The sequence below is a fragment of the Gemmatimonadaceae bacterium genome (genome assembly GCA_020851035.1).
Taxonomy (GTDB): Bacteria; Gemmatimonadota; Gemmatimonadetes; order Gemmatimonadales; family Gemmatimonadaceae; genus JACMLX01.
Genome location: JADZDM010000021.1, coordinates 236,637 through 262,412, shown reverse-complemented (window position 1 = coordinate 262,412; position 25,776 = coordinate 236,637). Strand labels below are relative to the sequence as shown.

The window sequence follows — 25,776 nt, the reverse complement described above, 5'->3', positions numbered from 1 at the left end:
CAGCCAGGAGTGCGTCCGTGAGAGGTTCTGTTCCGTATGCCATACGCACGCGTGTTGCCGCGCTGTCACTCGCGCTGGCGCCGCTGCTGCCACAGATGCTGCCAGCGCAGGGTGCCGGTGCCGGCAGCGCGGTGGTGGACTTCGACGCGGCGATGCGCGGGCTGAACTTCGCCCCCGCCACCACCGACGCCACCCCCGACGGCGCCACGGCCGGGAACCGCATGATCGATGCGGATGAACTCGCGCTGCTGGCGGCGATCCTCGCCAACCCGTCGCTCGACCTGCGCCGTGGCGGCGGCGTGGATCACGCGAGCATCCGGGCGGCATTCGCGCAGGCGCGTGCCTCAGCCACCGCGGACCTGGCGGCGCTCTCCGGCCGCTATCCCACCGCGATCGACGTGGCCGCCGGGTACGCCATGCTCGGGAAGCTGTCGTTCGACGCGTTCAGCACGATGACGAAGGGGTTCGGGGCGCCGCTCACGGGCGACTACACGCTCGCGCTGGCCGTCGGGGCGAAGCTGGCGCACGATGGGGATGCCGATGGCGACGGGGTGAGCAACCGCGCCGAGTACGCGGCGCAGATCGGCAAGGGGCGCGCCGCCTACGTGGCCGCGGCGCTCGATCCGGCGGTGCGCGTGGCGGGGACCAGCGCCGCGTCGCCAGCGCCCGCCGCCGCCGCCGCGGTGCCGAAGAAGACGCTCGGCATCGTGCTCTATCCCGGCTTCGAGGTCCTGGACGTGTATGGGCCGCTGGAGATGTTCGCCTATGTGCCGGAGTTCAACATCGTGATGATCTCCGAGAACGGTGGTGCCGTGCGCTCGGCGCAGGGTGTCTCCACCATGACCGACTTCTCGTTCGCCACCGCACCGCCGCTGGACATCGTGATGGTGCCGGGGGGCGTGGGCACGTACACCCAGCTCGAGAACCCCGCGATGCTGAACTACCTGCGCGCACAGAACCAGCGCACCGAGCTCACGGCCTCGGTGTGCACCGGGTCGGCGCTGCTGGCGAAGGCGGGCATCCTGCGCGGGCACCGCGCCACCACCAACAAGGCGTTCTTCTCGCTCTCGGTGGACCAGGACCCCACCGTGAACTGGATCACGAGCGCGCGGTGGGTGGAGGACGGCAAGATGATCACGTCGTCCGGCGTCTCGGCCGGCACCGACATGGCCCTTGGCCTCATTGCGCGGTACCACGGCCGCGAACATGCGCGACACCTGGCGAAGAGCCTCGAGTACATCTGGCACGAGGACTCCACGAACGACCCGTTCGCGATCCAGGCCGTGCCGGCGCCCACGAAGAAGCCGGCCATGCCGCGGTGACGGGCCGGCGGTGTCCAGCGCGACGCCGCTCACCGGGGTGGAAATGCAACGCGGACGCACCGCCAGGGGCAGTGCGTCCGCGTCGTGTCGGTCGGCAACGGGTGCCGCCGCCCGGGCAGGTCAGTTCGCCGGCACGTTGTAGCCCGAGCCCTGCACCTGCGACGGAGCCTTGGGCCCGCGCACCCCGGTGACAGGCTTCGGGGCCGGCGCGGCCACTGCGGGCGCCGCGCTCACTGCGGCCGAAACGGTCAGGTACCCGGACTTCTTCCGGGCTTCGGACGGCCCGGTGACGCCATCGCTGCTGCACGCGGCGAGGAGGGCCAGGCTGCCAGCGACGAGCAGTCGCTTGGCGATGATCGAGAACGGCTTCATGTGATGTGGGGCAAGAGGGTTCATTGTGCGGTCTGTCGACTTACCGCGAGCCAATGGATGAGCACGTTATGTGCCGAGCCCAACCATTTCGTCCGCCCCCTCAATCCCGGGCCCGGCCAACGTGGGCATGGGCTGCGGCTGCGCCCCGACGCATCGGCCTAAGCTGTTGTGAAACATCAGCTTGGAGTTGTGCCGGCTTGCCCCGGCGTCCGTCCGGCATGGTGTGTCCGGTCCGCGCTGCACTGGCAGCGTGAGGACCACGTGCCGGCAAACAGGCGTTCCTGCGGTGCATTCTGCGAAGTTCTGGCGATCCGCAGCGACTGCCCTGGGCCGGATCGCATGCGTTTCCTTCCGGTCAGGGCGACCCCGACGCGCACCGGGACGACGCCGATCAATCCCCTGCGTCAGTGCGCGGCCGGGCGAGCAGTGCGGCGTACCGGGCCGTGAGCGGCGCATACGCCAGCCCCTCGGCGAGGGCGGCGAAGCGTGGCACCTGGTCGTGTGCGGCGCACACTCCCACGGCCGCCAGCGGTCCGGCGACGTCGGCCACCAGCCACGCCGCGCCGTACGTGTCGGACGCCTCGGCCAGCGCCAGGCCGCTCTCGAAGCGCTGGCGGGCGGCGGAGGCGTCGCCACACTGCAGGTGCACCCGGATCGCGAGCGCCTCCAGCAGTTCGCGCCCCTGGAACCACCAGGTGGCCCGGTCGCGCACGCGCACCGCGCAGGATTGCAGGCAGCCGCGCGCGTCGGACACCCGACCGAGGTCCAGGAACGCCAGCCCCTGGCCGGCGCGTGCGCCAAGCTCCACGTCGAGCTGGTCCATCGCCGTCGCCACCACGGCGGCGTCACCGTACAGGCGCACGGCGCGCTCCCGGTCTTCCCGGTCGCGGGCGAGGTTGGCCTGGTTGTAGAGCGCGGCCAGGCGGTGCGGCTCGTTGTTCAGCAGCGCGAACCGTTCCATCGCCTCGGTGAAGCAGCCGTCGGCCTCGTCCAGTGCGCCGACCTTCATCTTCAGCACACCGAGGTTGAGGGCGGCGAGGCCGGTGATGTCGGGGGAGTGGGTGGTGCGGCCCAGCTCCAGCGCGGTGGCGTAGGCCTGCGCCGACTCCTCGTTGGCGCCGAGGCGCGACTGCGCGATGCCCACGTTGATCTGCGCCCGCGCCTGCCCGATGAGGTCCCCGATCCGCACGAACATCACCAGCGCACGGCGATAGCAGGACAGCGCCTCGTCCACCTCGGTCTCCAGCAGCGACGACCCGAGGTACATGAGCGTCTTGGCCAGCACACCCGGCTCACCCACCCGCTCGGCCACCTCGAGGCTGAGGCGCGCGAGGCGGCGCGCCTCCGCGGGATCGCCGCGACGGGCCTGCGCCCGCGACAGCATGCCGAGCAGTTCCACCTCCTCCTGCTCGTCGCCGAGCTGCACCGCCTCGGCGAGCAGCTTCTCGACCGCATCACAGGTCTGCTCGAGGGCCAGACCGCGCAGGCTGCGCAGTCGTTCCCGCACGCGGCGCACGCTCACCAGCGCGCCTGGCTCGCCCATCGACACATGCTCGGCGATGATCAGGTCGCAGAGGGACTCGGCTTCCTCGTAGGCACCCGCCAGCTCGAGCGCCAGTGCGTGGCGGAAGCGGCAGTGCATGCGGGCTTCGGCGGTGGCGGCGTGGCGTTCCGCCATCGCGTACGAGGCGGCCGCCTCGTGGTGCGCGTACACGGCAACGGCGCGCTCGGCGGCGCGCATCGCGTACTCGTACGCCTTCTCGCCGTTGCCGGCCGCATCGAAGTGTGCGGCGATGGCGGAGACCGCGTCGGGGTGCAGCGCCTCCATCGCGGTCGCCACCAGGCCATGCATCCGCGCCAGCCGGCGGCGGTTCACGCGGCGCCGGATGGCATCGCCGATCAGGCCGTGCGAGAACGAGTAGCGATCCGCCGCGCGGTCGCCGGCCGATTCCAGCACGTGTGCGGCCACACCCTCGTCGATGGCGTCGAGCAGCTCGTCCTCGCTCATGTCACCGGCGGAGAGCACCAGGTCCACGTCGAAGGTCCGGCCGACCACGGCGGCCACGGTCAGGTGCTGGCGCGCCGTCTCGGAGAGCCGGTCGATGCGGGCATCGATCAGGTCGGAGACGGCGGTCGGCAGCTCGAGCTCGGGGTTGTCCTTCCACTGCCAGCGCCGCTCCGCGTGCCACACGCCGCCGTTCTCCTGCAGCGCGCGCAGCACGTGCACCACCAGCAGCGGGTTGCCCTCGGTGTAGGTGTGGATGAAGCGCAGGAACTCGCGGGCGATCTCGCCCTGGTGCAGGATCGTCTCCAGCCACGACGAGAGCTCGTCGGGCGAGAACCGGTTGAGCGCCAGGTCGCTGAACCGCTCGTCACGCGAGAGGTGGCGACGGCGCTCGGCGATGCCGGCCAGGTCCTCCGACCGCATCGTCATGCAGATCAGCAGCTTCTCGTCGCTGAGGTTGTGCCGCACGTACTCCGTGGCATCCCAGGTGGAGCTGTCGGCCCACTGCACGTCGTCGAGCACCACCGTGAGCGGAGCCACCGCGCTCGCCTCGCGCAGGTACTCGGCCACCTCGGCGAGGAGGGCGTACTTGCTGCCCGCCGGTGACGCCTGGTCGGTCGCGGCGCCGAGCGCCGGCACGAGGCGTGGCAACTCCTTCCACTCCCGCGGCGGCACGATGCCGAGGGCGTGGATGGCCGTGATCACCTCCGCCCAGGCACCGTACGGCGGCTTCACGTCGCTGGCGAGGCAGCGGCCGAACACCATCGTGCCGCCGCGCAGGCGCACCTCGGGCTGGAGCTGCCGCACCAGCGAGGTCTTGCCGATGCCGGCCTCGCCGACGATCGCCACCAGCCGCGGCCGGCCGGCGCAGGCATGCTCGAGCTGCGCGAGGAGGCTGCGCAGTTCGCGCACGCGGCCCACGAACCGGTCGAACCGCAGCGTCGCCTTCTGGGTCTCGCCATCCGCCTCGGTGGCACTCGCCACCTGATTCCGGCCGCGGCGCTTCGCGAGGTAGAGCGCGCGGTCGGCGGCGGCGAAGACGGCCTCCAGGTCCGACTCGCCGGCATCCGCGGTCGCGACGCCGATCGAGAGCGTGACGCCGATGGTGCCCTCGCGCCGTTCGCGGATCGCGAGCCGGTTGGCGGCCACCGCCTCGCACAGTCGCTCGGCGAGCTGCCGGGCCTCGGCCAGCGGCGTGTCGGGGAAGAGCAGCACGAACTCGTCGCCGGCGTAACGCCCGACGATGTCCTGCCGCCGCACCGAGTCGCGCAGCAGTCCCGCCACCGACCGGAGGACGTCGTCGCCCTGCAGGTGCCCGAAGGTATCGTTCACCGACTTGAAGTGATCGACGTCGATGACCGCGAGTGACACCGACTGCGCGCGCGTGGCGGCCTCGTCGAGCACCTGCGTGGCCTGGGCGAGGAATCCCTTGCGCAGCACGAGGCCGGTGAGGTCGTCCAGCGGCGCGGCGCTGTCGGTGACGCGTGCGTCGGGCCGGCGCGGCGCGGCGCCCTCCACCGTGCGCGGTGCCGAGGTGCGCGCGATGTCCTCGAAGAGCGCGAAGAGCGCCGGGTCGAACTGCCGGCGCACGTCGTTGCGCATCACCTCGATGGCCGCCTCGTGGGGCAGCGCCTGCTTGTAGCTGCGGTCGGAGGTGAGCGCGTCGTACACGTCGGCCAGGCAGACGATGCGCGCCCAGAGCGGGATCCGCTCGCCGCCGAGCGCGTCGGGGTAGCCGGTGCCGTCCCAGTTCTCGTGGTGGTGCCGCACGATGGCATTCACGTCGTACGGGAAGTTGATCTCGCGCAGGATGTCCGCCCCGGCGCCGGGATGCAGCTTCATGACGTCCCATTCGTCGGGGGTGAGCCCGTCGGTCTTGTTCAGGATCTCGGACGAGATCACGATCTTGCCCACGTCGTGCAGCAGCGCCCCGATGCGGAACCAGAAGATCATGTCCTCCTCCACGCCGGCGCGGCGGGCGAGGGCGCAGGCAAGGTCGGCGACGCGCTCGCAGTGCCCCTGCGTGTAGGCGTCCTTCTCCTCGATCGACTCGCCCCACTTCCGCACCACCTCGAGCACGTCCCGCTCGAGCCGCCGGATCAGCGCCGTCACCGCCGCCATCTGCTGGTTGGCGCGCAGCTGCGTGAAGAGCTGGTGGGCGCCGTTCAGCGACTGCAGCAGCTCGCGGGTGCGCCCCTGTCCGCGGTACAGCTCCGCGCGCTCACGCGCGATCTGTGCGCGCAGCAGCAGGTCCTCGCGCCGGGCGGCGATCTCCTCGGCGCGCACGAAATGCCGCTCCGCCGCCTCGGGATCGTGGCAGGCGATGGCGATGGCGCCGAGCAGCTTCTGCACCTCGCCGTCGGCGTGGGTGTCGCCGTTCGGCGCCAGCCGCGACTGCGCCTGCCGGCAGAGCGCACGCGCCTGCGTGCAGTCGCCCCGCTGGTGCCAGGCATCGGCGAGGTTGATCTCGATCATGGTGGCGGTGTTCACGTCGCCCACCGACAGCGCCAGCGTGTGTGCCTCCGTCAGCTCCACCTCGGCGGCGTCGCAGTCCCCCTGGTCGAGGTAGAGCCGCCCGAGGTTGTTCTGCGCGATCGCGGTGTCCCGCGGGTGCCCCAGCGAGCGGTAGGCCGCGATGCTCGCGCGGTAGTGGTGGAACGCCTGGTCGAACGCGCCGCGCGCACTGGCCACCACGCCCAGGTTCTGTGACGCGACGGCGGCGAGGTGGGCGTCGCGCACCTCGTGGGCCGCGTCCAGGGCCGAGGTGTAGAGCGCCACAGCGCCGTCCAGGTCACCGCGCTGCCAGGAGATGTTGGCGCGCACGTTGCGGCAGTGCCCGAAGCCGGCGCGGTCCGCGATCGCCGTGGCAAGCTGCTCGGCGGCGTCGAGCGACTCCAGCGCCTGGTCATAGGCGGCGTCGGCCTGGTGGGTGCGCGCGATCCAGCGCAGCACCGACACCCGGCGGCGCGCCTCCAGGTCACCATCGAGCTGGCCCAGCGCCCGCCGGTAGGCCTCCCGCGCGAGCGCCGTCTCACCCCCCTGTTCATGCGCCTGCCCGGCGGCGATCAGGGACTCGACCGACTCCGTCTCCCCAGCCGCCACGAGTTCCCCGTCGACCAGTGCATGGGCACCGGACGAGCGGAAATCCGGCGCTGGATCGGTCGTGTCGTTCATGGGCGGGGACGGGGCGGGGTCGTGCGCGCGGCGGGTCGCACCTGGGGGGGCGGGCAACCGGCTGCACCCGGGGGCATCGGGGCAGAGTCTCGACCGCTGAAGGACTCCCGACGCGCCGTGCCCGTCACAGCGCTCGGCGGCGTTCCAGGCGGTCGGCCACGGCGGCCGCACCGAGCACGGTGGCGACCAGCAGTGCCGAGGGGACCGCCGTCAGCCACCAGGCCGATCGGAGGTAGGGCAGCCCGTCCTGCAGCATGCCGCCCCAGCTCGCAGCCGGCGGCCGGACGCCGAGGCCGATGAACGACAGACTGGACTCCACGGCGAGGATGTCGGCCAGCAGGAGCGCCCCCGACGCCGCCATCGGCTGCACCAGCTGCGGCAGCACGTGGCGCTGCAGCAGGCGCCAGCGCGAGGCGCCGATCGACCGCGCTGCCTCCACGAACGGCCGCGCGCTGATCTCGCGCACGAGCACGTACACCAGGCGGCTGGTGCCCGTCCACGCGGTGGCGCCGAGCACCAGCGCCAGCGTGACGGTCCCGAGGGGGCCGAGCAGCACCGCGACGCCAAGGAAGAGGAGCATCCGGGGGAGGCTGCGCACCACGTCCACCACCGACATCAGCCCGTCGCCGAGGCGGTCGCCCGCCAGTGCGGCGCAGGTGCCCCACAGGCCGCCGATCACGGTGGCGAGTGCGGTGGCGATGGCCGCCACGCTGAGCGACGTGCGCGCGCCGAAGACCGCGCGGCTGAGCACGTCGCGCGCGTACGGATCGGTGCCCAGCCAGTGTGCGGCCGATGGCGCGGCGTTCTTGAGGCGCACGATGTCGAGTTGTGCGGCGGGGTCGTACGGGGCGAGCCACGGGGCGAGCGCCGCCGCCGCCGCCACCAGCACGAGCGCCACCGCGCCGCGGGACAGGCGCGCCTCACGCATCGCTGCCGCCGGCGGTGCGCTGGCGCGGATCGGCCAGGCGCACGGCGAAGTCGATCAGCAGGCTGCTGCCAGCCACCAGGAGCGAGATGACGACGATGGCACCGCTCACCACGGGCGCGTCACGCTGCGCCACGGCGTGCACGACTTCGGCGCCGAGGCCCGGCCAGGCGAAGACCACCTCCACGATCACCGACCCGCCCACCATCGCCGGCAGCATCAGCCCGATCACGGTCACGAACGGCGCCACCGTGGTGGGCAGGGCGTGGCGCGTGAGCACCGCGACGTCGCTGCGTCCCTTGGCGCGGGCGGTGCGGATGAAGTCCTGGCCGGCGCACTCGCCCACGGCCACCCGCTGCTGCCGGGCCACTGCGGCGCCCCAGCCCAGGGCGAGCGTCAGCGTGGGCAGCACGAGGTGGCGCAGCGCATCGGCGAGCCGCTCGGCCGGCGTGCCGACGAGGTGCGTGACGGGATCGTGCATGCCGCCCACCGGGAACCACCGTGCGCCGTAGGCGAGCAGCCCGATGAGCGAGATGGCGAGCACGAACTCCGGCACGGCGTAGAGCGCCGTCAGCGCGCGGCCCAGCAGCCGGAACGTGCGCTGCCGCGGGCGCCATCCCTGTGCACTGCCGATCACCAGCCCGAGTGCCACGGCGGCGAGCAGCCCGCAGCCGGCGAGGGTGAGGCTGTTGCGGAGTGCGCCGCCGAGGATGCGCACGACCGGCTGGTCGGTGATGAGCGAGTGGCCGAGGTCACCGCGCAGCGCGGCGCCGACGAAGCGCCGGTACTGCGTCGGCAGCGGCTGGTCGAGCCCTGCACGGGCGCGCAGGCGTGCCTGCGCCTCGGCGCTGCGACCGGCCTGCGTGACGTCCCCCGTCAGCGCGTCGCCGGGGGCGAGGTGCACCAGCGCGAAGCCGAGCGTGACCGCGACGACCATCACCGCCACGGCGTGCAGCAGCCGGCGTACGAGGAAGGTGGCCATCGCCGCGCGTCAGCGCGCGCCGGCCCCGGACACCTGCCAGCGCGGGAGCGCCGCCCACCACGCGTCGGCACGCATCCCGACCGGTGTCACGCGGGTGCTGATGGCGGCAAAGTTGCGCGGCTCGTAGAGCCAGATCGCCGCCGCATCATCCACGATGTCCTGGTAGGCGCGCCGGTAGAGGGCGCGCCGCCGGGCCGGATCGAAGGTCGTAGCGGCGCTGTCCGTGGCGGCGTCGAAGCGCGGGTTGGAGTAGCGGCCGTAGTTGGCCTGCACGTCGCTGCCGCGCGCGGTGGCCCAGACCTGGCGGATGGTCGCCGGGCTCGGGTCGGTGCGCCAGGCGTTGAGGGCGGCGTCGAAGTCACCCTTCCCCAGCCGCGCGGCGTAGACCTGCGCCTCCACCGCGTCCACCTCCACGGCAATGCCGAGTGCGCGGAACTGGGCCTGGAGCAGCACGGCCACACGCTTGCGGGTGGTGCTGGCGGCCGGCACCATCAGCGTGAATTGCAGCGGCCGACCGGCCCGGCGCCGCAGGGAGTCACCGGTGGCGCGTGTCCAGCCCAGCGCATCGAGTGCGCGGCCGGCGGCGGCGGTGTCGAGGGCGATCTGGCGCATCGTGGTGTCCACGCCATCGGTGGCCCGGGTGAACGGGCCGAGCGCCACGCGGCCGAGCGAATCGAGGGCGTTGGCGACGATCGCTGCGCGGTCCACCGCCTGCGTGAGCGCGACGCGCAGGGCACGGTCGGCGAAGAGCCGCCGCGCGCCGGCCACCGTCCGCTCGTGGTTCAGGAGCATGTAGGCGTAGTCCAGCGACTCGTACTCCACGGCACGCGCCGTGGTGGACTTCCGGACCTGTGTGTACGCGTCCCCGCGCACCGACTCCAGCACGTCGGCCTGCCCCGCGAGCACGCTGAGGCTGGCCGCGGTGGGGTCTGCGGCCACCACCCAGATCAGGCGGGAGGCGGCCGGCGCGCCACGGTAGTTGGCAGTGTCGGCCTCGAACATCAGCGTGCCCTGGCGCGTCCACGAGGTGAAGCGATAGCGCCCCGACCCGACCGGGTGGTCGGCGAAGGGGGAGCGCAGCAGCGAATCGCGCGGCACCGTGCCCAGCAGGTGCTCCGGCATGATGGCGAGGTTGTACGCGACCTGGAAGAACTGCTCCGGGTGCCGCGCATGCCACCAGACCACGGCGGTGAGCGAGTCGCGCACCGTGACCGAGTCGATGCCGGTGAAGTTGCCGGCGTGCATGGACGCGACGACCGGGTCGGTGAAGAGGGCGAACGAGAACGCGACGTCCTTCGCCCGGACCGGGGTCCCGTCGTGCCAGCGGGCGCGCGGGTCGATGCTGAAGGCGATCGAGAGCGAGTCGGGGGCCCAGGTCCACCGGGAGGCGAGCTGCGGCCCGAAGCCGGCGTCGCCGATGGTGACGATCGGGGTCTTCGCCTCGGCCAGGAAGTCGAACAGCATGTCCACCGCCTGCTTGCCCTGGGTGCTGCCGACCAGCGGGGGGATGAGCGCGTCGGCATCGACGGCGGTGGCGATCGTGATCACGCTGTTGCGCGACGCCGACGAGGTCTCGCCGGACGGGGAACAGCGCGTGAAGGCGAGCGCGCACAGGAGTGCCGCCGCGGCGCGCGCAACTGCGCGATGGGGGGTGGGTCGCATGACCGTGAGTCTCGGTTCGTCCGGGTGGGGCCGTCAGCCGACTGCGGCGGGCGCGGGTGGGCGCCTGCACGTCCCAGAACGACCGAGCGGCGCATCGGGTCACCGCGCGGGCGGTGTCACAGGCGAGCTCGACTGTTCCTCGGTCGGTCTTCGCGTGCGGGGGGGGCGCAGGTTCGCGTGCCGGCCGCGGCGGGGTAGGATTCGCGCGTGATCCCACACGCCCACCTCCGATCGTGATGAGCGCCCGACGGATCAACATCGGCGTGCTTGGCTGCGGGCCGATCGCGCAGGCCGCACACTTCGAGAGCTGCACCAAGGCGCGCAACGCCACGCTGCACGCCATCTGCGACGTGGCCCCCGACCTGGTGGCCCGCATGGCCACGACGCATGGCGCAGCGGTGGGCTACACCAGCTACGACGCCATGCTCGCGGACCCGGTGGTGGACGCCGTGATCATCGCCGTGGCCGACGCGCTGCACGTGCCGGCCGCGATCCAGGCGCTGCGCGCCGGCAAGCACGTGCTCTGCGAGAAGCCGCTCGGTGTCTCGGTGGCGGAGGTGCTGGCGCTGCGTGACGAGGCGCGCATGCAGGGGCGGCAGGTGATGGTCGGCCACATGAAGCGCTTCGATCCCGGCCTGCAGGCGGCGCGCGCGTTCGTGCAGCGTGAGATGGGTGCGATGCTGGCGTACCGTGGCTGGTACTGTGACTCCACCCATCGCTACGCCGTGACCGACGCGGTGCAGCCGCTGCTCGTGCGCAGTGCGCTGGCCCGCAAGCCCGCGGTGGACCCGAAGTCGGACCTGGCGCGCTATCACATGCTGGCGCACGGCAGCCACCTGGTGGACACGGCGCGCTTCTTCTGTGGTGAGATCACTGCCGTGACGGCGCGCCTCACCGAGAAGTTCGGCGCGCGCTGCTGGTTCATCGACACCGAGTTCGCGAACGGCGCCGCCGGCCACCTGGACCTCACCGTGGCGGTACGCATGGACTGGCACGAGGGGGTGCAGGTGTACGGCGAGTTCGGCAGCGTGCTGGCGAAGACGCACAACCCGTGGCTGTTCCGCTCATCGGAGGTGGAGATCTTCCGCGAGCACGACGCGTCGTTCACGCGGCCGCTGGGTGCCGATGCCCACGTGTACCGCCGCCAGCTCGAGGCCTTTGCCGACGCGCTGCTGGCCGGTGGTGACGTGACCGGCACCGGGGCGGCCGGCATCGATGATGGTGTGGCCTCGGTGCGGGCGATGGTCGCCATCATGCAGTCGGCGGCCAGCGGACGGCGCGTGGCCCTGGGCGCGGTCGATGGGCCTGTCTGACGCGCGTGGGGCGCGTGCGGCGAACACGGTGCCGGCACTGGGCATCTTCGCGAAGACCTTCGTCGGCGCCACGCCGCGCGATGTGCTGCGGCAGGTGCGCGCGGCAGGCTACGTGTGTGCGCAGTACAACATGGCCTGTTCCGGACTCGGCTCGTTGCCGGAGTCCGTGCCGGCGCCGGCGGTGACCGCGCTGCAGGAGGCCGTGCGTGGGACCGGCGTGTCGCTGGCGGCGCTGTCGGCCACCTGCAACCTGATCCATCCAGAGGCGGCGGTGCGGGACGCCGGCATCCGCGCGCTCTCGACGCTCGGCGGGGTGGCCGGCGCGCTGCACATTCCCGTGCTCACGCTCTGCTCGGGTAGCCGGAACCGGGCGGACCAGTGGGCCTGGCACCCGGACAACGCCGGTGTGGCGGCGTGGCGCGCGCTGCACGACAGCCTCGACGCCGTGCTCGCGGTGCTCCCTGCGCACGGCGTGCAGGTGGCGATCGAGCCGGAGCCAGGCAACGTGGTGGACGGCGCCGTGTCGGCGCGGCGGCTGCTCGACGAGCGTGGCGATGCGAGGATCGGCATCATCCTCGACCCGGCGAACCTGGTGGGGCCGGTGCTGACGGCGCCGGATGCCGAGCGACGCGACCGGCTGGCGGCGGCCGTGGAGCTGCTGGCCGGCGCGATCGTGCTGGTGCACGCGAAGGACCGTGGTGCCGACGGGTCGGTGGTGGCGCCGGGCGATGGCCTGGTGGACTTCGACGCGTTCTTCCAGGCGCTGGCCGGGGCAGGGGTGCAGGCACCCGTGATCACGCACGGGATCGGGGCGGGTGATGCGCCGCGCGTCGCGACCTGGCTGCGGGAGCGACTCGCGCTGGTGTGATGCGGGCTCGGTCCGACGGCCGTACCGTGCGCGACCGGCGCGGGCCCCGCCGAATGGGACTCGCCACTACTGTGCAGGCATCTCCCGTGACCGCGCCGATCCGCGCGGTTCCGCCTTCCGACTTCGATTCCCGCTGGCGCCAACCATGTCGCACGAGCTGCTGTTGTCCCGTCGTCCGGTGCTGGGTCTCCTGCTGGGTGCGCTCGCGACCGCCGCCGTGTCGGCGGTGCACGCCCAGCCCACGGCACCGCCGGCACGTGCGGCGAGCTGCCTGCCGCAGGGGATGTTCGCGCCGCCGGCGACCTATCGCGCCACGGAGGTGCTGGCGGATGGACGGGTGACGTTCCGCCTCTGCGCGCCGGAGGCGGCGAGCGTGTCGGTCACGAGCAGCGACGTCGGGCCGGCGATCCCGATGGGGATGGGGGGTGGTCCAGCGGGCCTGTCGCTCACGAAGGATGCGCTGGGGCTCTGGAGCGGCACGACGGCGGTGCCGGTGGGGGCTGGCACGTACCGCTACAACTTCAGCGTGAACGGGGCGCGGGTACCGGATCCGCACGCGACGCGATTCTCCGAGGAGTACCGGGGCACGAATTCCGTGCTCGAGGTGCCCGGTGCGGCGGGGGCGTTCCAGGCGTGGGATCCCGCGGTACCGCACGGTGCGGTGAGCACGGTGGAGTACTGGTCCTCGACGCTGAAGGTGAAGCGGCGCGCGCATGTGTACACGCCGCCCGGCTACCTGCGTGGCAGCGAGCGGTATCCGGTCTTGTATCTCGTGCACGGTGCCGGTGACAGCGACGACAGCTGGACCTCGGTGGGGCATGCGCACTACATCCTCGACAACCTCATCGCCGCCGGGACGGCGCGTCCGATGATCGTGGTGATGCCGTTCGGGCACACGCCGGAGCGCCCGGGGGCCGACATGCTGGTGAACACCGACTTCGGTGCCGACCTGCACACCGACGTGATCCCCTATGTCGAGGCCAACTTCCGCGCCCTGACCGGTCGCACGGAGCGGGCGATGGCGGGCCTGTCGATGGGTGGCGCGCACACGCTGAACTTCGGCCTCACGCGCCCGGACCGGTTCGCGTACGTGGGCGTGTTCAGCATGGGGCTGATCGACACCACGCAGGCGCGGGCGTACGAGGCGCGGAATGCGGCGGCGCTGCGCCGTGGTGCGTCAGGGGCGGAGGCGTTCCGGCTGGTGTACTACGCGATGGGGTCGGACGACTTCCTGTACCGCACCGTGGCGCCGACGCGTGCGGTGCTCGACCGGGCGGGGGTGACGTACAGGTACCACGAGAGTGCGGGTGGGCACACGTGGCTGAACTGGCGGGACTACCTGGCGGACTTTGCGCCGCGGGTGTTCCGGTAGGGGGGGGCGGCGGTGTGGCCGCCGGCAGCGGGAGTCGTCCGGAGCGGCGGGCGATCGGTGCGGTCAATGCGTCGGTGGGCGCCAAGGCGCGGTGACAGCCGTGCGGCAAAGGACTCCGAGTCAGGCGTCCGCTCGCGACTCGGAGTCATGTGCGCATCGAGCGCGATTTCGATGCTCTTGCCGAGGATTGATGCGGCGGGACCCGTTCTCCGTACTGGGAAAGGACTCCGAGTCAGCCGTCCGGTCGCGACTCAGAGTCCTGCGCGCATCGAGCACGATTTCGATACGCGTGCCGGGAAATGATGCGGCGGGCTGCCGACGCCGTACCGGCAAAGGACTCCGAGTCAATCGTCGGATCGCGACTCAGAGTCGGACTCGTGTGTCGTACCTGGAGGAACCTGACTCAGAGTCAGCGCGCTTAGAGTCAGCGCGCTCGGGTGAGCGCGCCGCTCCTGACCCACAGGCGTGGCCCGATGCCGCGGTGGAGGCGGACTCCGCGCCGCGGGTGTTCCGGGAGGGGCGTCACGCCGACGCCGCGCCGGGTCCCGCATGACGTCCAGAAGCAGCCTCGGCTGACCGCGGACCGGCGCCTCCGGGCGGCGTGAGCCGGTTGGTCACGAAACCGGGTGTTCTGAGGCAACGGGGTCATCCTGCCCCGGTCAGGCCCTCTTTCATCCGGAGTACCCAATGCTGCGTCGCGCCACCGCTTTCCTCATGCTGGGAGTCGCCTCGCTGGGCGTGCTGCCCACCGCCGCCGTGGCGCAGATGCGCACGGTGACGGTCACGGTCACGAACCTCGCCAACCCGAACAGTGTCAGCTTCGCGCCGCTGCACCTTGGCTTCCACCGCGGCGTGTTCGATGCATTCAACATCGGCACCACCGCTGCGCCGGGCATCGTGTCGGTGGCCGAGGGTGGTGCTGGTGGCCAGTGGCAATCGGACTTCGCGGCGGCCGATCCCACCGCAAACCGCGGCACGATCGGCGGTGCCCTGCTGCCCGGACAGACGCGCTCGCAGAGCTTCGTCGTGAATGCGGGGCTCAACCAGTTCTTCTCCTTCGCCTCGATGGTGATTCCCAGCAACGACTTCTTCATCGGCAACGACAACCCAACCGGCTTCCGGCTCTTCGACAGTGCCGGCAACCTGATGCTGAGCAGCATCACGCAGACCTCCAGCCAGATCTGGGATGCGGGATCGGAAGCCTTCAGCGTGGCCGGCGCCGCATTTCTCGTGAACGGGGTGAACGACGTCCGCACGCCCCAGAACGGCACCGTGGGCTTCAACTTCGATGAGCTGATGCGCTTCGATGGCGAGATGACGGCCGCCGGGTACGTCTTCACCAGCGGGCTGGCGTCCAACCAGCCGATCTACCGCATCGACTTCACGTCGGTGGCTGTCGTGCCGGAGCCGGCCACGGTGGTGCTCTTCGGCTCCGGGCTGGTGCTGCTGGGCGGCGTCGCGCGCCGCCGGCGCACGGCCTGAGCGCGGGCCGGCAATCGTGAATGGCGTCACGGCGGTAACGGGCGTGTCATGACGCCTGTGCCGAATGCCGCTGCGGCCGCCCGGCAGGTGGTCCCGCATCGCCGGCAACCGGCGGTGCGGGATCGGCTCGTCGACGTCGCGGCCACCACACCGCACGTAGCTTCAGGGCAGATGCGCCAGACGGCCGGTGGCGGCCGTGCACCGCGGTTGGTGCTGGTGCCGGGCGGGCAAGCCGGCGGCGCTGCCTTCGTTCGTGAGGAGCCGGTGAACGCAGTGGACGATTCGGTGACGGGCCTGGTCCGCGCGTGGAGCGCGGGCGACGCGATGGCGGGCGATCGGCTGTTCTCACGCGTGTACGGCGAGCTCCGTGCCATCGCGCGCCGCCTGCATCGTGATCCCGGCAACGCTGGGGACCCCACGCTCGACACTACGGCGCTGGTGCACGAGGTGTATCTCCGCATGGCGGGCTCGGACGCGCTGGAGGTGGTGGACCGGGCGCACTTCTTCGCGGTGGCCGTGCGCGCCTCCCGCCAGGTGCTGAGCAACTACGTGCGAGACGCACAGGCCCTGAAGCGTGGTGGTGTCGCGGTGCCGATGCCGCTGGAGGGCGTGGCCGAGCACGAGCTGGCCGCCGCCGACCACGAGACGGCGCGCATCGAACGCGCGGCCATGCTGGAGGAGGCGCTCACCGCACTCGAGGCGCTGCACCCGCGGCCGTGCCGCGTGGTGGAGTGCCGCTACTTCGGTGGACTCTCCATCCCCGAGACGGCGCTGGCGCTGGACATCTCGGAGGCCACCGTGAAGCGGGACTGGGTGGTGGCGCAGGCGTGGTTGCATCGCGCGCTGCGCGACTCGCCCCCGCGCGACGACGATGCCCGCTGAGTCGCCGCCGCCGGATGGCGCGCACTGGGAGCGGATGAGCCGCCTGTTCGAGACACTGCTGTCCCTGCCGCCGCGCGAGCGGGCCTCCTTCCTCGACGCGACCTGCGGCGGCGACGTGGCCCTGCGCAGCGAACTCGCATCACTCGTCGCCGCACACGATGGCGCGCCGGCGTACCTCGACGCCTTTCACACGGCGGTGCTCTGGCCCGCGCTCACGAGCGGCGTCGCCGCCGCCCCGTCGCCGGCGGAGCCATCGGCCCCCGCCACCCCGGGTGACGCCCTGCCGCGCATCGAGCTGGCGCCCGGGATCGAACCGGGGATGCGGATCCGGCATTTCACGGTCCACGAGCGCCTCGGGAGCGGCGGTGCGGGTGTCGTGCATCGCGGACGCGACACGCTGCTCGACCGCGATGTCGCGCTCAAGTTCCTGGCACCGCGGCTGAGCGGTGATCCGGTCGCGCGCGCGCGCCTGGTGGCCGAGGCCCAGGCCGCGTCGCGACTCGACGATCCCCACGTGTGTGCCATGCACGCCGTCGAGGCCACGGCCGACGGCGGCCTGTGCCTGGTGATGGGTTTCTGCGCCGGTGGCACGCTGCGCGACCGCTTGCGCCAGGCACCGATTCCGCCGGCGTCGGTGCACACGATCGCGTTGCACCTGGCGCGCGGGCTGGCCAGCGCCCATCGCGCCGGCATCGTGCACGGCGACATCAAGCCGGCCAACGTGGGCTTCGGCGAGGGTGACGTGGCGCGCCTGCTGGATTTCGGCATCGCCGCCTACGTCGACCGCGACGGCGCTGGCCAGCGCGGATTGCACGGCACCCTGCCGTACCTCGCACCGGAACTCTGGCGTGGTGGCGCGCGCGGGCCGCGCAGCGACGTCTGGGCGCTGGGCGTGACCTTCTTCGAGATGGTCACTGGCCGGCGACCGTTCCCGTCGGCAGACCCCGAGACACTCGCCGCCGCCATCTGCGGTGGGCAGGTGCCGGTCATGACACACGCCGATGGCACCCCCGTGGCACCGGCGCTCGACGCGCTGATCCGACGCATGCTGCGCGTCGATGCCGCCGACAGGCCGGCCGACGGGGCTGCCGTGCTCGCGACACTCGAGGAGCCACCGGCGTCGCCTGCGGCGCCGCTCGCCCGGACGGACGCCCCCCGGCCGCGCGTCCGCCGCGCCGTCGGCATCCTCGTTGCCGGCGCCGCGGTGCTGGTTGGCGGCCGGACGCTCTGGTCGACGGTGCGCGCGACAGCCGTACCGGCGCTGGAGGTGGCGCGGACGGCGGGACCGCTGTCGTCCATTGCCGTGCTGCCGTTCACCACGCGCGGCGGCCGCGACATCGGGTACCTGACACACGGGATGATCGACCTGCTCACCCCCGCGTTCGACGCCACGGGCCTGGTCCGCGGCATCGATCCCAACACCGTCATCGGCGCCGCCGGTGACGGGGCATCGCGCACGCTCGATTCGGCATCGGCGCAGGCACTCGCCTCACAGGTGCGGGCGGATCGCTACGTCATGGGCAGCGTCGTGGGCAGCGGGGCAACGCTCACGATCCGTGCCACGCTGCGGCAGCGCGATGGGCGCGAGGTCGGCCGTGCCCAGGCCACCATCCCCGAGTCGGGCGGACTCGCCACGGCAATCGACGCCCTCGTGCGACAGCTCATCGCCACCGAGCTGCTCGCGCCGGGAGACACGGTCGCCGGCATCGCGGCGGCGACGACGCAGTCCACACGGGCCCTGCGCCTCTACCTGGATGGTGAGCGCGACCTGCGCGATGCACGCCCCGCCTCGGCGGTCGCCCACTTCCAGCAGGCGGTGGCCGCCGACTCGCAGTTTGCGCTGGCCTGGTATCGACTGGCGCGTGCCGCGCGCTGGAACACGGTCGATTCGCTGAGTGTGCTCGCCGCGCGCCGCGCGGCGGCGCTCGCCGGCACCCTGCCGCCGCGCCAGCAGGCGCTGGTCCGCGCGTATCACACCCTGCGCTTCGGCAGCCCGCTCGAAGCCGAGCGACAGTTCGCGCAGATCGTCGCGGACTATCCCACCGATGTCGAGGCCTGGATGCTGCTCGGTGAGGCGCAGTTCGGCAGCAACCCGTTCTACGGGCGGCCGCTGGCCGCGTCGGGCGCGGCGTTCCGTCGCGTCATGGCGCTCGATCCCCGCAACCGGGAAGTCACGGTCTACCTGATGGACCTGGCGGCCGCCGCACGCCAGACGGGGCAGCTGGATACGCTGTTCACCATGTACTTCAGTCCCAACAGTGCGGGTGAACAGCCGGGCATCCGCGCCGCGTACCTCGCCTTGCACCGCCGTCGCATCCCGGGGGCGGCGCGTGTGCGCGGATCGAGCCCGCTGGATGACGATCCCGCCAGCGCGCGCGTGGCGCTGCTGCGCGTGAGCAGCGATCCGGCGGACCGGCGCGATGCGCGCGTCCTGGCCGACCTCGTGGCCGCAGCGCCTGATGCCCGATACGACGGGCTGCAGGCGCGCGCGGCGCTCGACATTGCAGAGGGCAACTGGAACGCGGCCCAGGCCAGCCTGCGCGACGCGGCCACCATCGCCCCCGATGACGCGGCGGACCTGCGTGCGCTCATGGTGCTGGCCCCTGCCGTGCGAGCCGGTGCCGACACCATGGCAACCATCCGCCGTGACCTGCTCGCACGACGGACCGGCGCCGCCCAGTACCTGTCTCAGGAACTCACCCCGACAGAACGCGAGGACATCCGGCACTACCTGGCCGGCGTGCTCAGCGCCCGGCTCGGCGATGCGTCGGGGGTGACGGCGGCGCGTGCGGCGCTCGACCGGCGCGCGAGGTCAGCCTCACGGGTGGCGGCGGCACTGTCGCAGGCCGTTGCCGGCCACTGGTTGCTGCGGCAAGGTGATGCCAGCGGTGCCGTGTCGGCGTTCGCGCGCAGCATCCCCGACTTACCGGCACGGCTGCGCCGCGTGCATCCCGCGCTGGAACAACATCTCGACCGGCTCGCCCGCGCCTCGGCGCTCGAACGACTCGGGCGGCACGCGGAGGCGCTGGGCTGGTATCGATCGGTGGGCGAAGGCTTCGGTGTGATCGGCGTGCCCTTTGCCGCCGCCTCGGATTCCGGCGTGGTGCGGACCACGCGCCCGTAGGGGCGACGCGCCGACTCGCCGCCCGCGTGTCGCCGCGAGCGCCGAGGAGCCGGCGTCAGCGCCTCACCGCCCGATCCACCGGCTGAACTTCACCAGGAACACCTGGCGCCCGGGATCCGCAAAGCTGCGACTGGCCTCCGACACCACGTTCGACCGCACGTCGTCGAAGGCCTGCTCGCGCTGCTGCGACCAGACGAGGAACAGCGCCGACCCGGGCCGGTATTCCCACCGCAGCACGGCATTCCCGCGCAGCGCACGCACCGTGAAGTCCTGGTTCGCAATCGTGAACGGCACCGCCGGCCCGCTGCCGTCGGGATCCACGCGCAGCGCGCCGCCGCCCAGCGGCGTGACGGTCCCGCGGTCCACGCCGTATTCCGCGAAGTCGAAGCGGCGTGGCGTGGTGAACTCCTTGAAGCGCGTGAACTTCCCCGACGACGCGAACGGCTGCAGGAAGAGCTGCAGCGACAGCCAGGGCGAGAAGGTCCAGTCCAGCCGCGTGTCGAGCCGGACCTCGCGCTGGTGCACGTTGGCGAACACGTAGCGCGCCGCCGCGGTGGAGGCGGCCAGCAGGTCGGGCTCGGCCTGCACGTACTGCGCCGTGATGTGCTCGTGTGCGTAGGTCGGCGCCACCCGCACGCGCGCCTGCGGCGCCGGCCGCCAGTCGAACGCCAGGTCAGCACCGTACCGCCGGCGCCCCGAGGCGTCGGCCTCCCGGGTGAGCTCGCCGCCCATGATCACCGCCTTGCGCGGATCACTCTCCACGCTGACCTGCGTGACGAGCAGCGCCGGTCGCAGCGCCAGCGGCCCGCCGCGCAGCAGCCGGTCGTTCTGCGTCTCGGGGGAGTACGACCCGAAGGTGTTCACCGACCAGAAGTTCAGCAGCGTGGCGTCGGCGCTCCAGCTCACGCGTTCCTCGATGCGCTCGCCACCGAAGTTGTCGGAGACGGTGGTGTACACGCCGAACTCGTAGTCGCGCGCCACGCTCGACTGCAGCGGATTGCGATAGGTGGTGTAGGTGGAGACGGTGCGGAAGTCGGAGCGGAACTGGTAGCCGATGTCGTTCACCTCGAAGCCGGGACTCGTCTCCTCGTACGTCACCGACGCCAGCACCCGGTCGCCTGCGCTCTTGGCCAGGGTGACGGCGCCGTAGTGGCCGGTGAGCGACGTGCGCGTGGGGTCGTAGCCGAGGTGTGACGCGTCGGGGCGCTGCAGGCTGCGGTAGTTCGCCCGCTGCAGCCGGGTGATGGCGTCGGCATCGCCGCGCACGTCACTGCGCGCCAGCACGCCGCTCACCGTCCAGGTTCGGCGCTGCCACGCGGACTCCCAGTCGAGGCCCACGATGGTGGCGGCACCGGGCAGCCGCGTGGTGAGCGCCGTGTCGCGGCCAAGGTCACGGTGCACGTCGGAGATGAAGCCGCCGATGCCCGCGTTCCCGCCACGGAGCAGCTTGCGCACGCGGCTCACGTGGTAGTTCGTGAGCGGCTCTGCGGCCTCCTGCCGCACGCGGCCGAGCGTGTCCGCCACGTCGGCAGTGGCGCGTGCGGTGACGGCGTTGAGGGCGCCCACCTGCCACCCCGATGGCGTCGTGCCCGAGAGCTTCAGCGCGCCGAGGATCGGCGTCTGGTTCGCCACGCCGACGGCATCCACGTCTTCCCCGCCGGGCACGCGCTGCGGCGGCCGCCCGATGCGGCGCGTGTAGAAGAACCGCGGCGCGTCATTGTCGTTGAAGGTGCGCGTGGAGCCGAACGCGAAGCCATCCTGGTTCTCGAGGAAGAACGGCCGCCGCTCGGGAAAGAAGATCTCGAAGGCGGAGAGGTTCACCACCGCGGGGTCCGCCTCCACCTGGCCGAAGTCGGGATTCACGGAGGCGGTGAGCGTGAGGGACTGCGGCAGCTTGAGCCGCACGTCGCCACCGGCGGCGATCGCCCCCTTCCGCGCCGGCACGAACCGGTTGCGCGCCGACGGCGGCTGCAGCTCGAGTTGCGTGCGCACGTAGGGGATCACCTCCACCCGCGACGCCGGCCGCAGCGAGTCGAGGCCGGTCAGGTCACCGAAGCGCGACACGATGCCCGGCGCATCGGCCGGCGTGGGCGCCCAATAGTCCTCCTCGCCGTGGCGCGCGATCTCGCGCAGGAAGTTGATGCCCCAGGGCCGCGTGGCGCCGACATCACCGCGCACGTCGTAGCGGAGCTGCGAGAGCGGGATCCGGAACTCCGCGGTCCACCCCGCGCTGTCCGTGCGCGCCGCGACGTTCCAGACGGCATCCCACAGCTCGTCCTCCTCCTCGTCGTTGGAGAGGTACGCGTCGCGCAGCACGCCGCGGGGGTTCACGCTGAAGATGAACGCGGTCCGGCGGTCACCGTAGCTGTCGAAGCCGACCGAGAACCAGTCCGAGAAGATGTCCGATGCATCCCGCCGGCCGAGTTGCTGGGCGATGGAATCGGGCGCGGTGTCGAAGTTGCGGACGCCGACGTAGATCGCGTGCTGATCGTAGGCCACGCGCACCTCGGTTCGCTGCGAGGGGGCGGCCCCGCCCACCGGCGATCGCTGCACGAAGCCCCCGGCCGGTGCGGCCGTTCGCCAGATCGCCTCGTCCAGGCGCCCGTCGATCACCGGCGCCGTCGTGACCCAGGACGCCTCGAGGCGCGGACGCGGCGCGGCGGCGGTGGTGGCAGCCGGGGTGGCCTGCGCGTGCAGGAGCACACCGACGGGCAGGAGAACGGGAGCGAGGGCGCGAAGCAGCAGACGCACGGAGCAGGGCGCGAAGCGGGAGGGAGGCGATCCGGGATCGACAATCTACGAGGGGAGCGGCGCGCGCCACCCGTGCCGCAGCGCACGGTACCGACATGTGGCGTGACACCGCTGTGCAACGAGCACCGGTCCGGCGATAGTTGTCTGATGCATCGCATCATCGACACGCTGGCGGAGAGCCCCCTGCTCCTGCTCTTCGCCACCGTGGCGGTCGGGTATCCGATCGGCCGCCTGCGGTTCCGGGGCGTGCGTTTCGGGGTGGCGGCGATCCTCTTTGCCGGCCTGACGATCGGTGCCCTCGACGAACGGCTGCGACTGCCGGAAGTGGTGCAGCAGCTCGGCCTCTGTCTCTTCGTCTACAGCGTGGGGCTGGCGAGCGGGCCGGGCTTCCTGGCCACGCTGCGGCGGCACGGCATCCGCAACGGCGCGGTGGTGCTGGTCGCACTGTTCGCGGCGGCCGGCGCCACCTGGATCGCGTCACACCTGCTCGGCCTGAGCACCGGCATGACGGGTGGCCTGTTCTCCGGCTCCGTGACGAACACGCCGGCGCTGGCGGCCGTGCTCGAGAGCCTGCGGGGGCAGGGCATGACGTCGGCGTTGGAGCAGGCGGGCCCGGTCGTCGCCCACTCCGTGGCCTATCCCCTCGGCGTGCTGATCCCCATGATCGCCATCGGCGTCGTGCCGCGGCTCTGGCGCGGCGAGAAGCCGAGCGACATCCGCACCTCGCAGTCGTGGCCGGCGTCGTCGCGCGGGCGCGCCGGCTCGGGGTCGCTGATCGTCGGCACCATCGAGGTCACGCGCGCGGACGCGGTCGGCGTCCCGCTCGAGCAGCTCCGGCACGACGCCGCGGCCCGCGTGCAGCACGGGCGCGTGAAGCGCGTGGACGGCACCGTCGAACTCGCGACCTCCACCACCGTGCTCGCCCTCGGTGACCTCGTCACCGCCGTCGGCGAGTCGAAGGAGGTGAGCAAGCTGGTCGAGCGGCTCGGCACACGCAGCGTCGAGGCCATCAACCTCGACCGCCGCGAGCTCGACGTGCGCCGCATCTTCGTGTCGAACACGCGGGTGGTGGGGCACTCGCTGCGGGAGCTGGACCTGATGCAGCAGTACGGCGCCACGATCACCGCCATCCGCCGCGGTGACGCCGACTGGATCCCCGATGGCGACACCGTGCTGCAGCTCGGCGACCGGGTGCGCGTGCTCACGCGCCGGGAGAACCTGCAGGCCGTCAGCGCCTTCCTCGGCGACTCGTATCGCGCGGTGAGCGAGTTCGACGTGCTGACGTTCGCGTTCGGCATCGTGCTGGGCGTGGCGGCGGGCATGGTGCCGATCCCGCTGCCCGGCGGCATCACGGTGCGGCTCGGCCTCGCCGGCGGGCCGCTGGTGGTGGCGATGGTCCTTGGCGCGCGCGGGCGCACGGGCCCGTTCGTGTGGGGCATCCCGTACGGCGTGAGCCTCACCATGCGTCAGCTCGGATTGCTGCTCTTCTTCGCCGGCATCGGCACGCGCAGCGGCTTCGCCTCGCTGCAGGCGCTGCATGACCCGGCCACGCTCGGCCTCCTCGGCGGCGGGCTCTTCGTGACGTCGGTGACGTCGCTCTCGATCATGCTCAGCGGCCGGTACCTGTTCGGCATTCCGGAAGGGATCCTCACCGGCGTGATCGCCGGCATCCACACGCAGCCGGCGGCGCTGAGCGCGGCGCTCGAGCAGCGCCTCGACGAGACACCGAACGTGGGCTACGCCGCCGTCTTCCCGCTGGCAACCGTCGTCAAGCTGATCCTCGCGCAGGTGCTGACGCGACTCTGAGACGCACGGCGGGGGCGGGTGACGCTTGCATCCGCCGCACGCGCCCCGGATATTGGCGGTCAGGCGTCGCGGGACGCCGCCGGTCCGCGGAAAGGGCAGCGCCCACCCCCGATGTCGCTCGACTTCCATGCGCCCTCTTCGGGCCGATGGTGCGGACGCCGGCCGATTCGAAGGAGGCGTCCCATGGTGTCCCCGTTCCGCCGCGCGCTGCCCGCGCGTGCCGACCTCGCGCAGCAGAAGGCCCAGGCGAAGGAGCTGCTGCACGCGTTCACGCAGGGCGATCCGGAGGCGCGCGCGCGGGTGCGCGACGTGCTTCCCGACAAGCCCCGCATCGTGCTCGCCGACGCACAGTTCGTGCTGGCGCGGGAGTACGGCTTTCCGGGCTGGACGGCGCTCCGGCAGCACATCCTCGACCGGATTGCCGCCGCCCGCGCGCCGCATGAACAGCTGCACGATGCGATGCAGCGACGCGACGCGGCGGCCGTGCGGCGGCTGCTGGACCAGCATGCCGAGTTCCGGCCACTGATCAATTCGCCGCTGTTCCCGTTCAACGCACCAGCGCTGGTGGCCTGCGCCGGCGATGCCGCGATGGTGGAGGTGCTCCTGGCATGTGGTGCGGACCCGAACCAGCGCAGCGGGTGGTGGGCTGGTGGCTTCCATCCGCTGCACGTGGCCACCGGGGCCTCGGCTGCGCTGCTGCTGGCGGCCGGCGCGATTCCCGATGCGTGCGCGGCCGCACACCTCGACGACGCCACGCTGCTGGCGTCGATGCTCGCCGCCGACCCCTCGTGTGTGGCCGAGCGCGGCGGCGACGGACAGACACCGTTGCACTTCGCGCGATCACGGCGCGTGGCGGACCTGCTGCTCGCCGCCGGCGCCGACATCGATGCCCGCGACGTGGACCACCGTGCCACGCCGGCGGAGTGGATGCTCGACCGGTCGCCGACGGGCGAGCGGCATGCACTCGCGCACCACCTCGTGGCGCGCGGGGCCGCGACGGACATCTTCCTCGCGGCCGCGCTGGGCCTCACGGATCGCGTGACGACGATGCTGGCGCTCGATCCCGCGCTGCTCGACGTGGTGACGGGGCGTGGCCGGTATGGCGAACAGCCGCCGTCCAGCCACCACATCTACCTCTGGTCGATCGGGAGCCGGCGCACGCCGCTCGAGACGGCCGACCAGTTCGGCCATCCGGAGACCGTGGCGGCGATGCTGGTGTTCGCCACGCCGGCGCAACAACTGCGCCTGGCCTGCCGCCAGGGTGATGACGCGGCGGCGCACGCGCTGGTGGCGCAACATCCCGGGCTGGTGGCGTCGCTCGACACCTTCGACCGCGCCGCCGTCACGGATGCCGCTTGGAACGGCGACTCGCGAGCCGTGGCGCTGATGCTCGACCTCGGGTTCGACCCGGCGACGCCGGGGCATGACGCAGGCACGGCGCTGCATTGTGCCGCGTGGCAGGGCTCCGCGCCGACGGTGGCCGCGATCCTCGCACACGCCTCGGGCCGGGCGCTGGTGAACGACCCCGATGCACACCATCGCAGTACGCCGCTCGGATGGTGCTGTCACGGCTCGTTGCATGGCCCCCGTGACGGGGATTTCGCGGCCGTGGCGCAATTGCTGCTGGCGGCGGGTGCGCGGGTGGAGGCCACCGAGGCGTCGGATGCAGTGGACGCGGTGGTGGCGGGGTGGGTGGCGTAGCCGGCGCCGGGTTGCCCCGTCGCATCGATGCCGGC

The 25,776-nt window shown here is 72.3% G+C and carries 15 protein-coding genes; 9 read left to right on the top strand and 6 right to left on the bottom strand.

Going from position 1 to position 25,776, the window contains the following annotated elements; translation table 11 throughout:
- The first annotated feature begins 17 nt into the window (after positions 1-17).
- On the top strand, positions 18-1,322 hold the full coding sequence (locus IT355_13915) for a DJ-1/PfpI family protein (protein MCC7054359.1): 1,305 nt from the start codon (positions 18-20) through the stop codon (positions 1,320-1,322).
- 120 nt (positions 1,323-1,442) lie between these two features.
- Here the strand turns inward: IT355_13915 and IT355_13910 are convergent, their stop codons facing one another.
- The 5 genes from IT355_13910 to IT355_13890 all read right to left on the bottom strand — a co-directional run bounded on the left by IT355_13910 (position 1,443) and on the right by IT355_13890 (position 10,442).
- A complete protein-coding gene (locus tag IT355_13910; GenBank protein MCC7054358.1) occupies positions 1,443-1,694 on the bottom strand; it encodes a hypothetical protein in 252 nt (83 codons plus the stop codon).
- 391 nt (positions 1,695-2,085) lie between these two features.
- Positions 2,086-6,873, bottom strand: a complete 4,788-nt coding sequence (locus tag IT355_13905; GenBank protein ID MCC7054357.1) for a diguanylate cyclase — start codon at positions 6,871-6,873, stop codon at positions 2,086-2,088.
- A gap of 124 nt (positions 6,874-6,997) precedes the next feature.
- Complete coding sequence (locus tag IT355_13900) at positions 6,998-7,801, bottom strand: ABC transporter permease (GenBank protein ID MCC7054356.1); 804 nt, start codon at positions 7,799-7,801, stop codon at positions 6,998-7,000.
- Positions 7,794-8,780, bottom strand: coding sequence for an ABC transporter permease (locus IT355_13895; GenBank protein MCC7054355.1), 987 nt, complete (start codon positions 8,778-8,780; stop codon positions 7,794-7,796). Before IT355_13895 ends, IT355_13900 begins: the two co-directional genes overlap by 8 nt.
- 9 nt (positions 8,781-8,789) lie before the next feature.
- Positions 8,790-10,442, bottom strand: a complete 1,653-nt coding sequence (locus tag IT355_13890; protein MCC7054354.1) for a peptide ABC transporter substrate-binding protein — start codon at positions 10,440-10,442, stop codon at positions 8,790-8,792.
- A 236-nt stretch (positions 10,443-10,678) separates the two neighbouring features.
- Here IT355_13890 and IT355_13885 point away from each other — a divergent pair, with 236 nt between their 5' ends.
- The 6 genes from IT355_13885 to IT355_13860 all read left to right on the top strand — a co-directional run bounded on the left by IT355_13885 (position 10,679) and on the right by IT355_13860 (position 19,483).
- Positions 10,679-11,755 carry a Gfo/Idh/MocA family oxidoreductase gene (locus tag IT355_13885; GenBank protein ID MCC7054353.1) on the top strand — a complete coding sequence of 359 codons (1,077 nt, stop codon included), beginning with the start codon at positions 10,679-10,681 and terminating at the stop codon, positions 11,753-11,755.
- Complete coding sequence (locus IT355_13880; protein MCC7054352.1) at positions 11,742-12,623, top strand: sugar phosphate isomerase/epimerase; 882 nt, start codon at positions 11,742-11,744, stop codon at positions 12,621-12,623. Before IT355_13885 ends, IT355_13880 begins: the two co-directional genes overlap by 14 nt.
- A 145-nt stretch (positions 12,624-12,768) precedes the next feature.
- On the top strand, positions 12,769-13,995 hold the full coding sequence (locus tag IT355_13875) for a hypothetical protein (protein MCC7054351.1): 1,227 nt from the start codon (positions 12,769-12,771) through the stop codon (positions 13,993-13,995).
- 687 nt (positions 13,996-14,682) lie between these two features.
- Positions 14,683-15,477, top strand: a complete 795-nt coding sequence (locus IT355_13870; protein ID MCC7054350.1) for a PEP-CTERM sorting domain-containing protein — start codon at positions 14,683-14,685, stop codon at positions 15,475-15,477.
- A 171-nt stretch (positions 15,478-15,648) separates the two neighbouring features.
- Entirely contained in the window at positions 15,649-16,359 is a 711-nt protein-coding gene (locus IT355_13865) for a sigma-70 family RNA polymerase sigma factor (GenBank protein MCC7054349.1), read from the top strand.
- On the top strand, positions 16,349-19,483 hold the full coding sequence (locus IT355_13860) for a protein kinase (protein ID MCC7054348.1): 3,135 nt from the start codon (positions 16,349-16,351) through the stop codon (positions 19,481-19,483). The genes IT355_13865 and IT355_13860 overlap by 11 nt, the downstream gene beginning before the upstream one ends.
- 63 nt (positions 19,484-19,546) lie before the next feature.
- On the opposite strand, the gene IT355_13855 is transcribed toward IT355_13860, so the two are convergent.
- Positions 19,547-22,234, bottom strand: a complete 2,688-nt coding sequence (locus IT355_13855) for a carbohydrate binding family 9 domain-containing protein (protein MCC7054347.1) — start codon at positions 22,232-22,234, stop codon at positions 19,547-19,549.
- 147 nt (positions 22,235-22,381) lie between these two features.
- On the opposite strand from IT355_13855, the gene IT355_13850 reads away from it, so the two are divergent.
- Both IT355_13850 and IT355_13845 read left to right on the top strand, forming a co-directional pair.
- Positions 22,382-24,040 (top strand): hypothetical protein, encoded by a 1,659-nt coding sequence (locus IT355_13850; GenBank protein MCC7054346.1) that lies wholly within the window; start codon positions 22,382-22,384, stop codon positions 24,038-24,040.
- 183 nt (positions 24,041-24,223) lie between these two features.
- Positions 24,224-25,741 (top strand): hypothetical protein, encoded by a 1,518-nt coding sequence (locus tag IT355_13845; protein MCC7054345.1) that lies wholly within the window; start codon positions 24,224-24,226, stop codon positions 25,739-25,741.
- Positions 25,742-25,776: the final 35 nt, after the last annotated feature.

What these genes read in the sequence shown, in the direction of transcription:
- IT355_13845 (MCC7054345.1), top strand. Translation starts at nt 24,224, where the DNA reads ATGGTGTCCCCGTTCCGCCGCGCGCTGCCCGCGCGTGCCGACCTCGCG.
- IT355_13875 (MCC7054351.1), top strand. Translation starts at nt 12,769, where the DNA reads ATGTCGCACGAGCTGCTGTTGTCCCGTCGTCCGGTGCTGGGTCTCCTG.
- IT355_13910 (MCC7054358.1), bottom strand. Translation starts at nt 1,694, where the DNA reads ATGAAGCCGTTCTCGATCATCGCCAAGCGACTGCTCGTCGCTGGCAGC.
- IT355_13880 (MCC7054352.1), top strand. Translation starts at nt 11,742, where the DNA reads ATGGGCCTGTCTGACGCGCGTGGGGCGCGTGCGGCGAACACGGTGCCG.
- IT355_13900 (MCC7054356.1), bottom strand. Translation starts at nt 7,801, where the DNA reads ATGCGTGAGGCGCGCCTGTCCCGCGGCGCGGTGGCGCTCGTGCTGGTG.
- IT355_13895 (MCC7054355.1), bottom strand. Translation starts at nt 8,780, where the DNA reads ATGGCCACCTTCCTCGTACGCCGGCTGCTGCACGCCGTGGCGGTGATG.
- IT355_13905 (MCC7054357.1), bottom strand. Translation starts at nt 6,873, where the DNA reads ATGAACGACACGACCGATCCAGCGCCGGATTTCCGCTCGTCCGGTGCC.
- IT355_13870 (MCC7054350.1), top strand. Translation starts at nt 14,683, where the DNA reads ATGCTGCGTCGCGCCACCGCTTTCCTCATGCTGGGAGTCGCCTCGCTG.
- IT355_13885 (MCC7054353.1), top strand. Translation starts at nt 10,679, where the DNA reads ATGAGCGCCCGACGGATCAACATCGGCGTGCTTGGCTGCGGGCCGATC.
- IT355_13865 (MCC7054349.1), top strand. Translation starts at nt 15,649, where the DNA reads ATGCGCCAGACGGCCGGTGGCGGCCGTGCACCGCGGTTGGTGCTGGTG.
- IT355_13850 (MCC7054346.1), top strand. Translation starts at nt 22,382, where the DNA reads ATGCATCGCATCATCGACACGCTGGCGGAGAGCCCCCTGCTCCTGCTC.
- IT355_13860 (MCC7054348.1), top strand. Translation starts at nt 16,349, where the DNA reads ATGCCCGCTGAGTCGCCGCCGCCGGATGGCGCGCACTGGGAGCGGATG.
- IT355_13890 (MCC7054354.1), bottom strand. Translation starts at nt 10,442, where the DNA reads ATGCGACCCACCCCCCATCGCGCAGTTGCGCGCGCCGCGGCGGCACTC.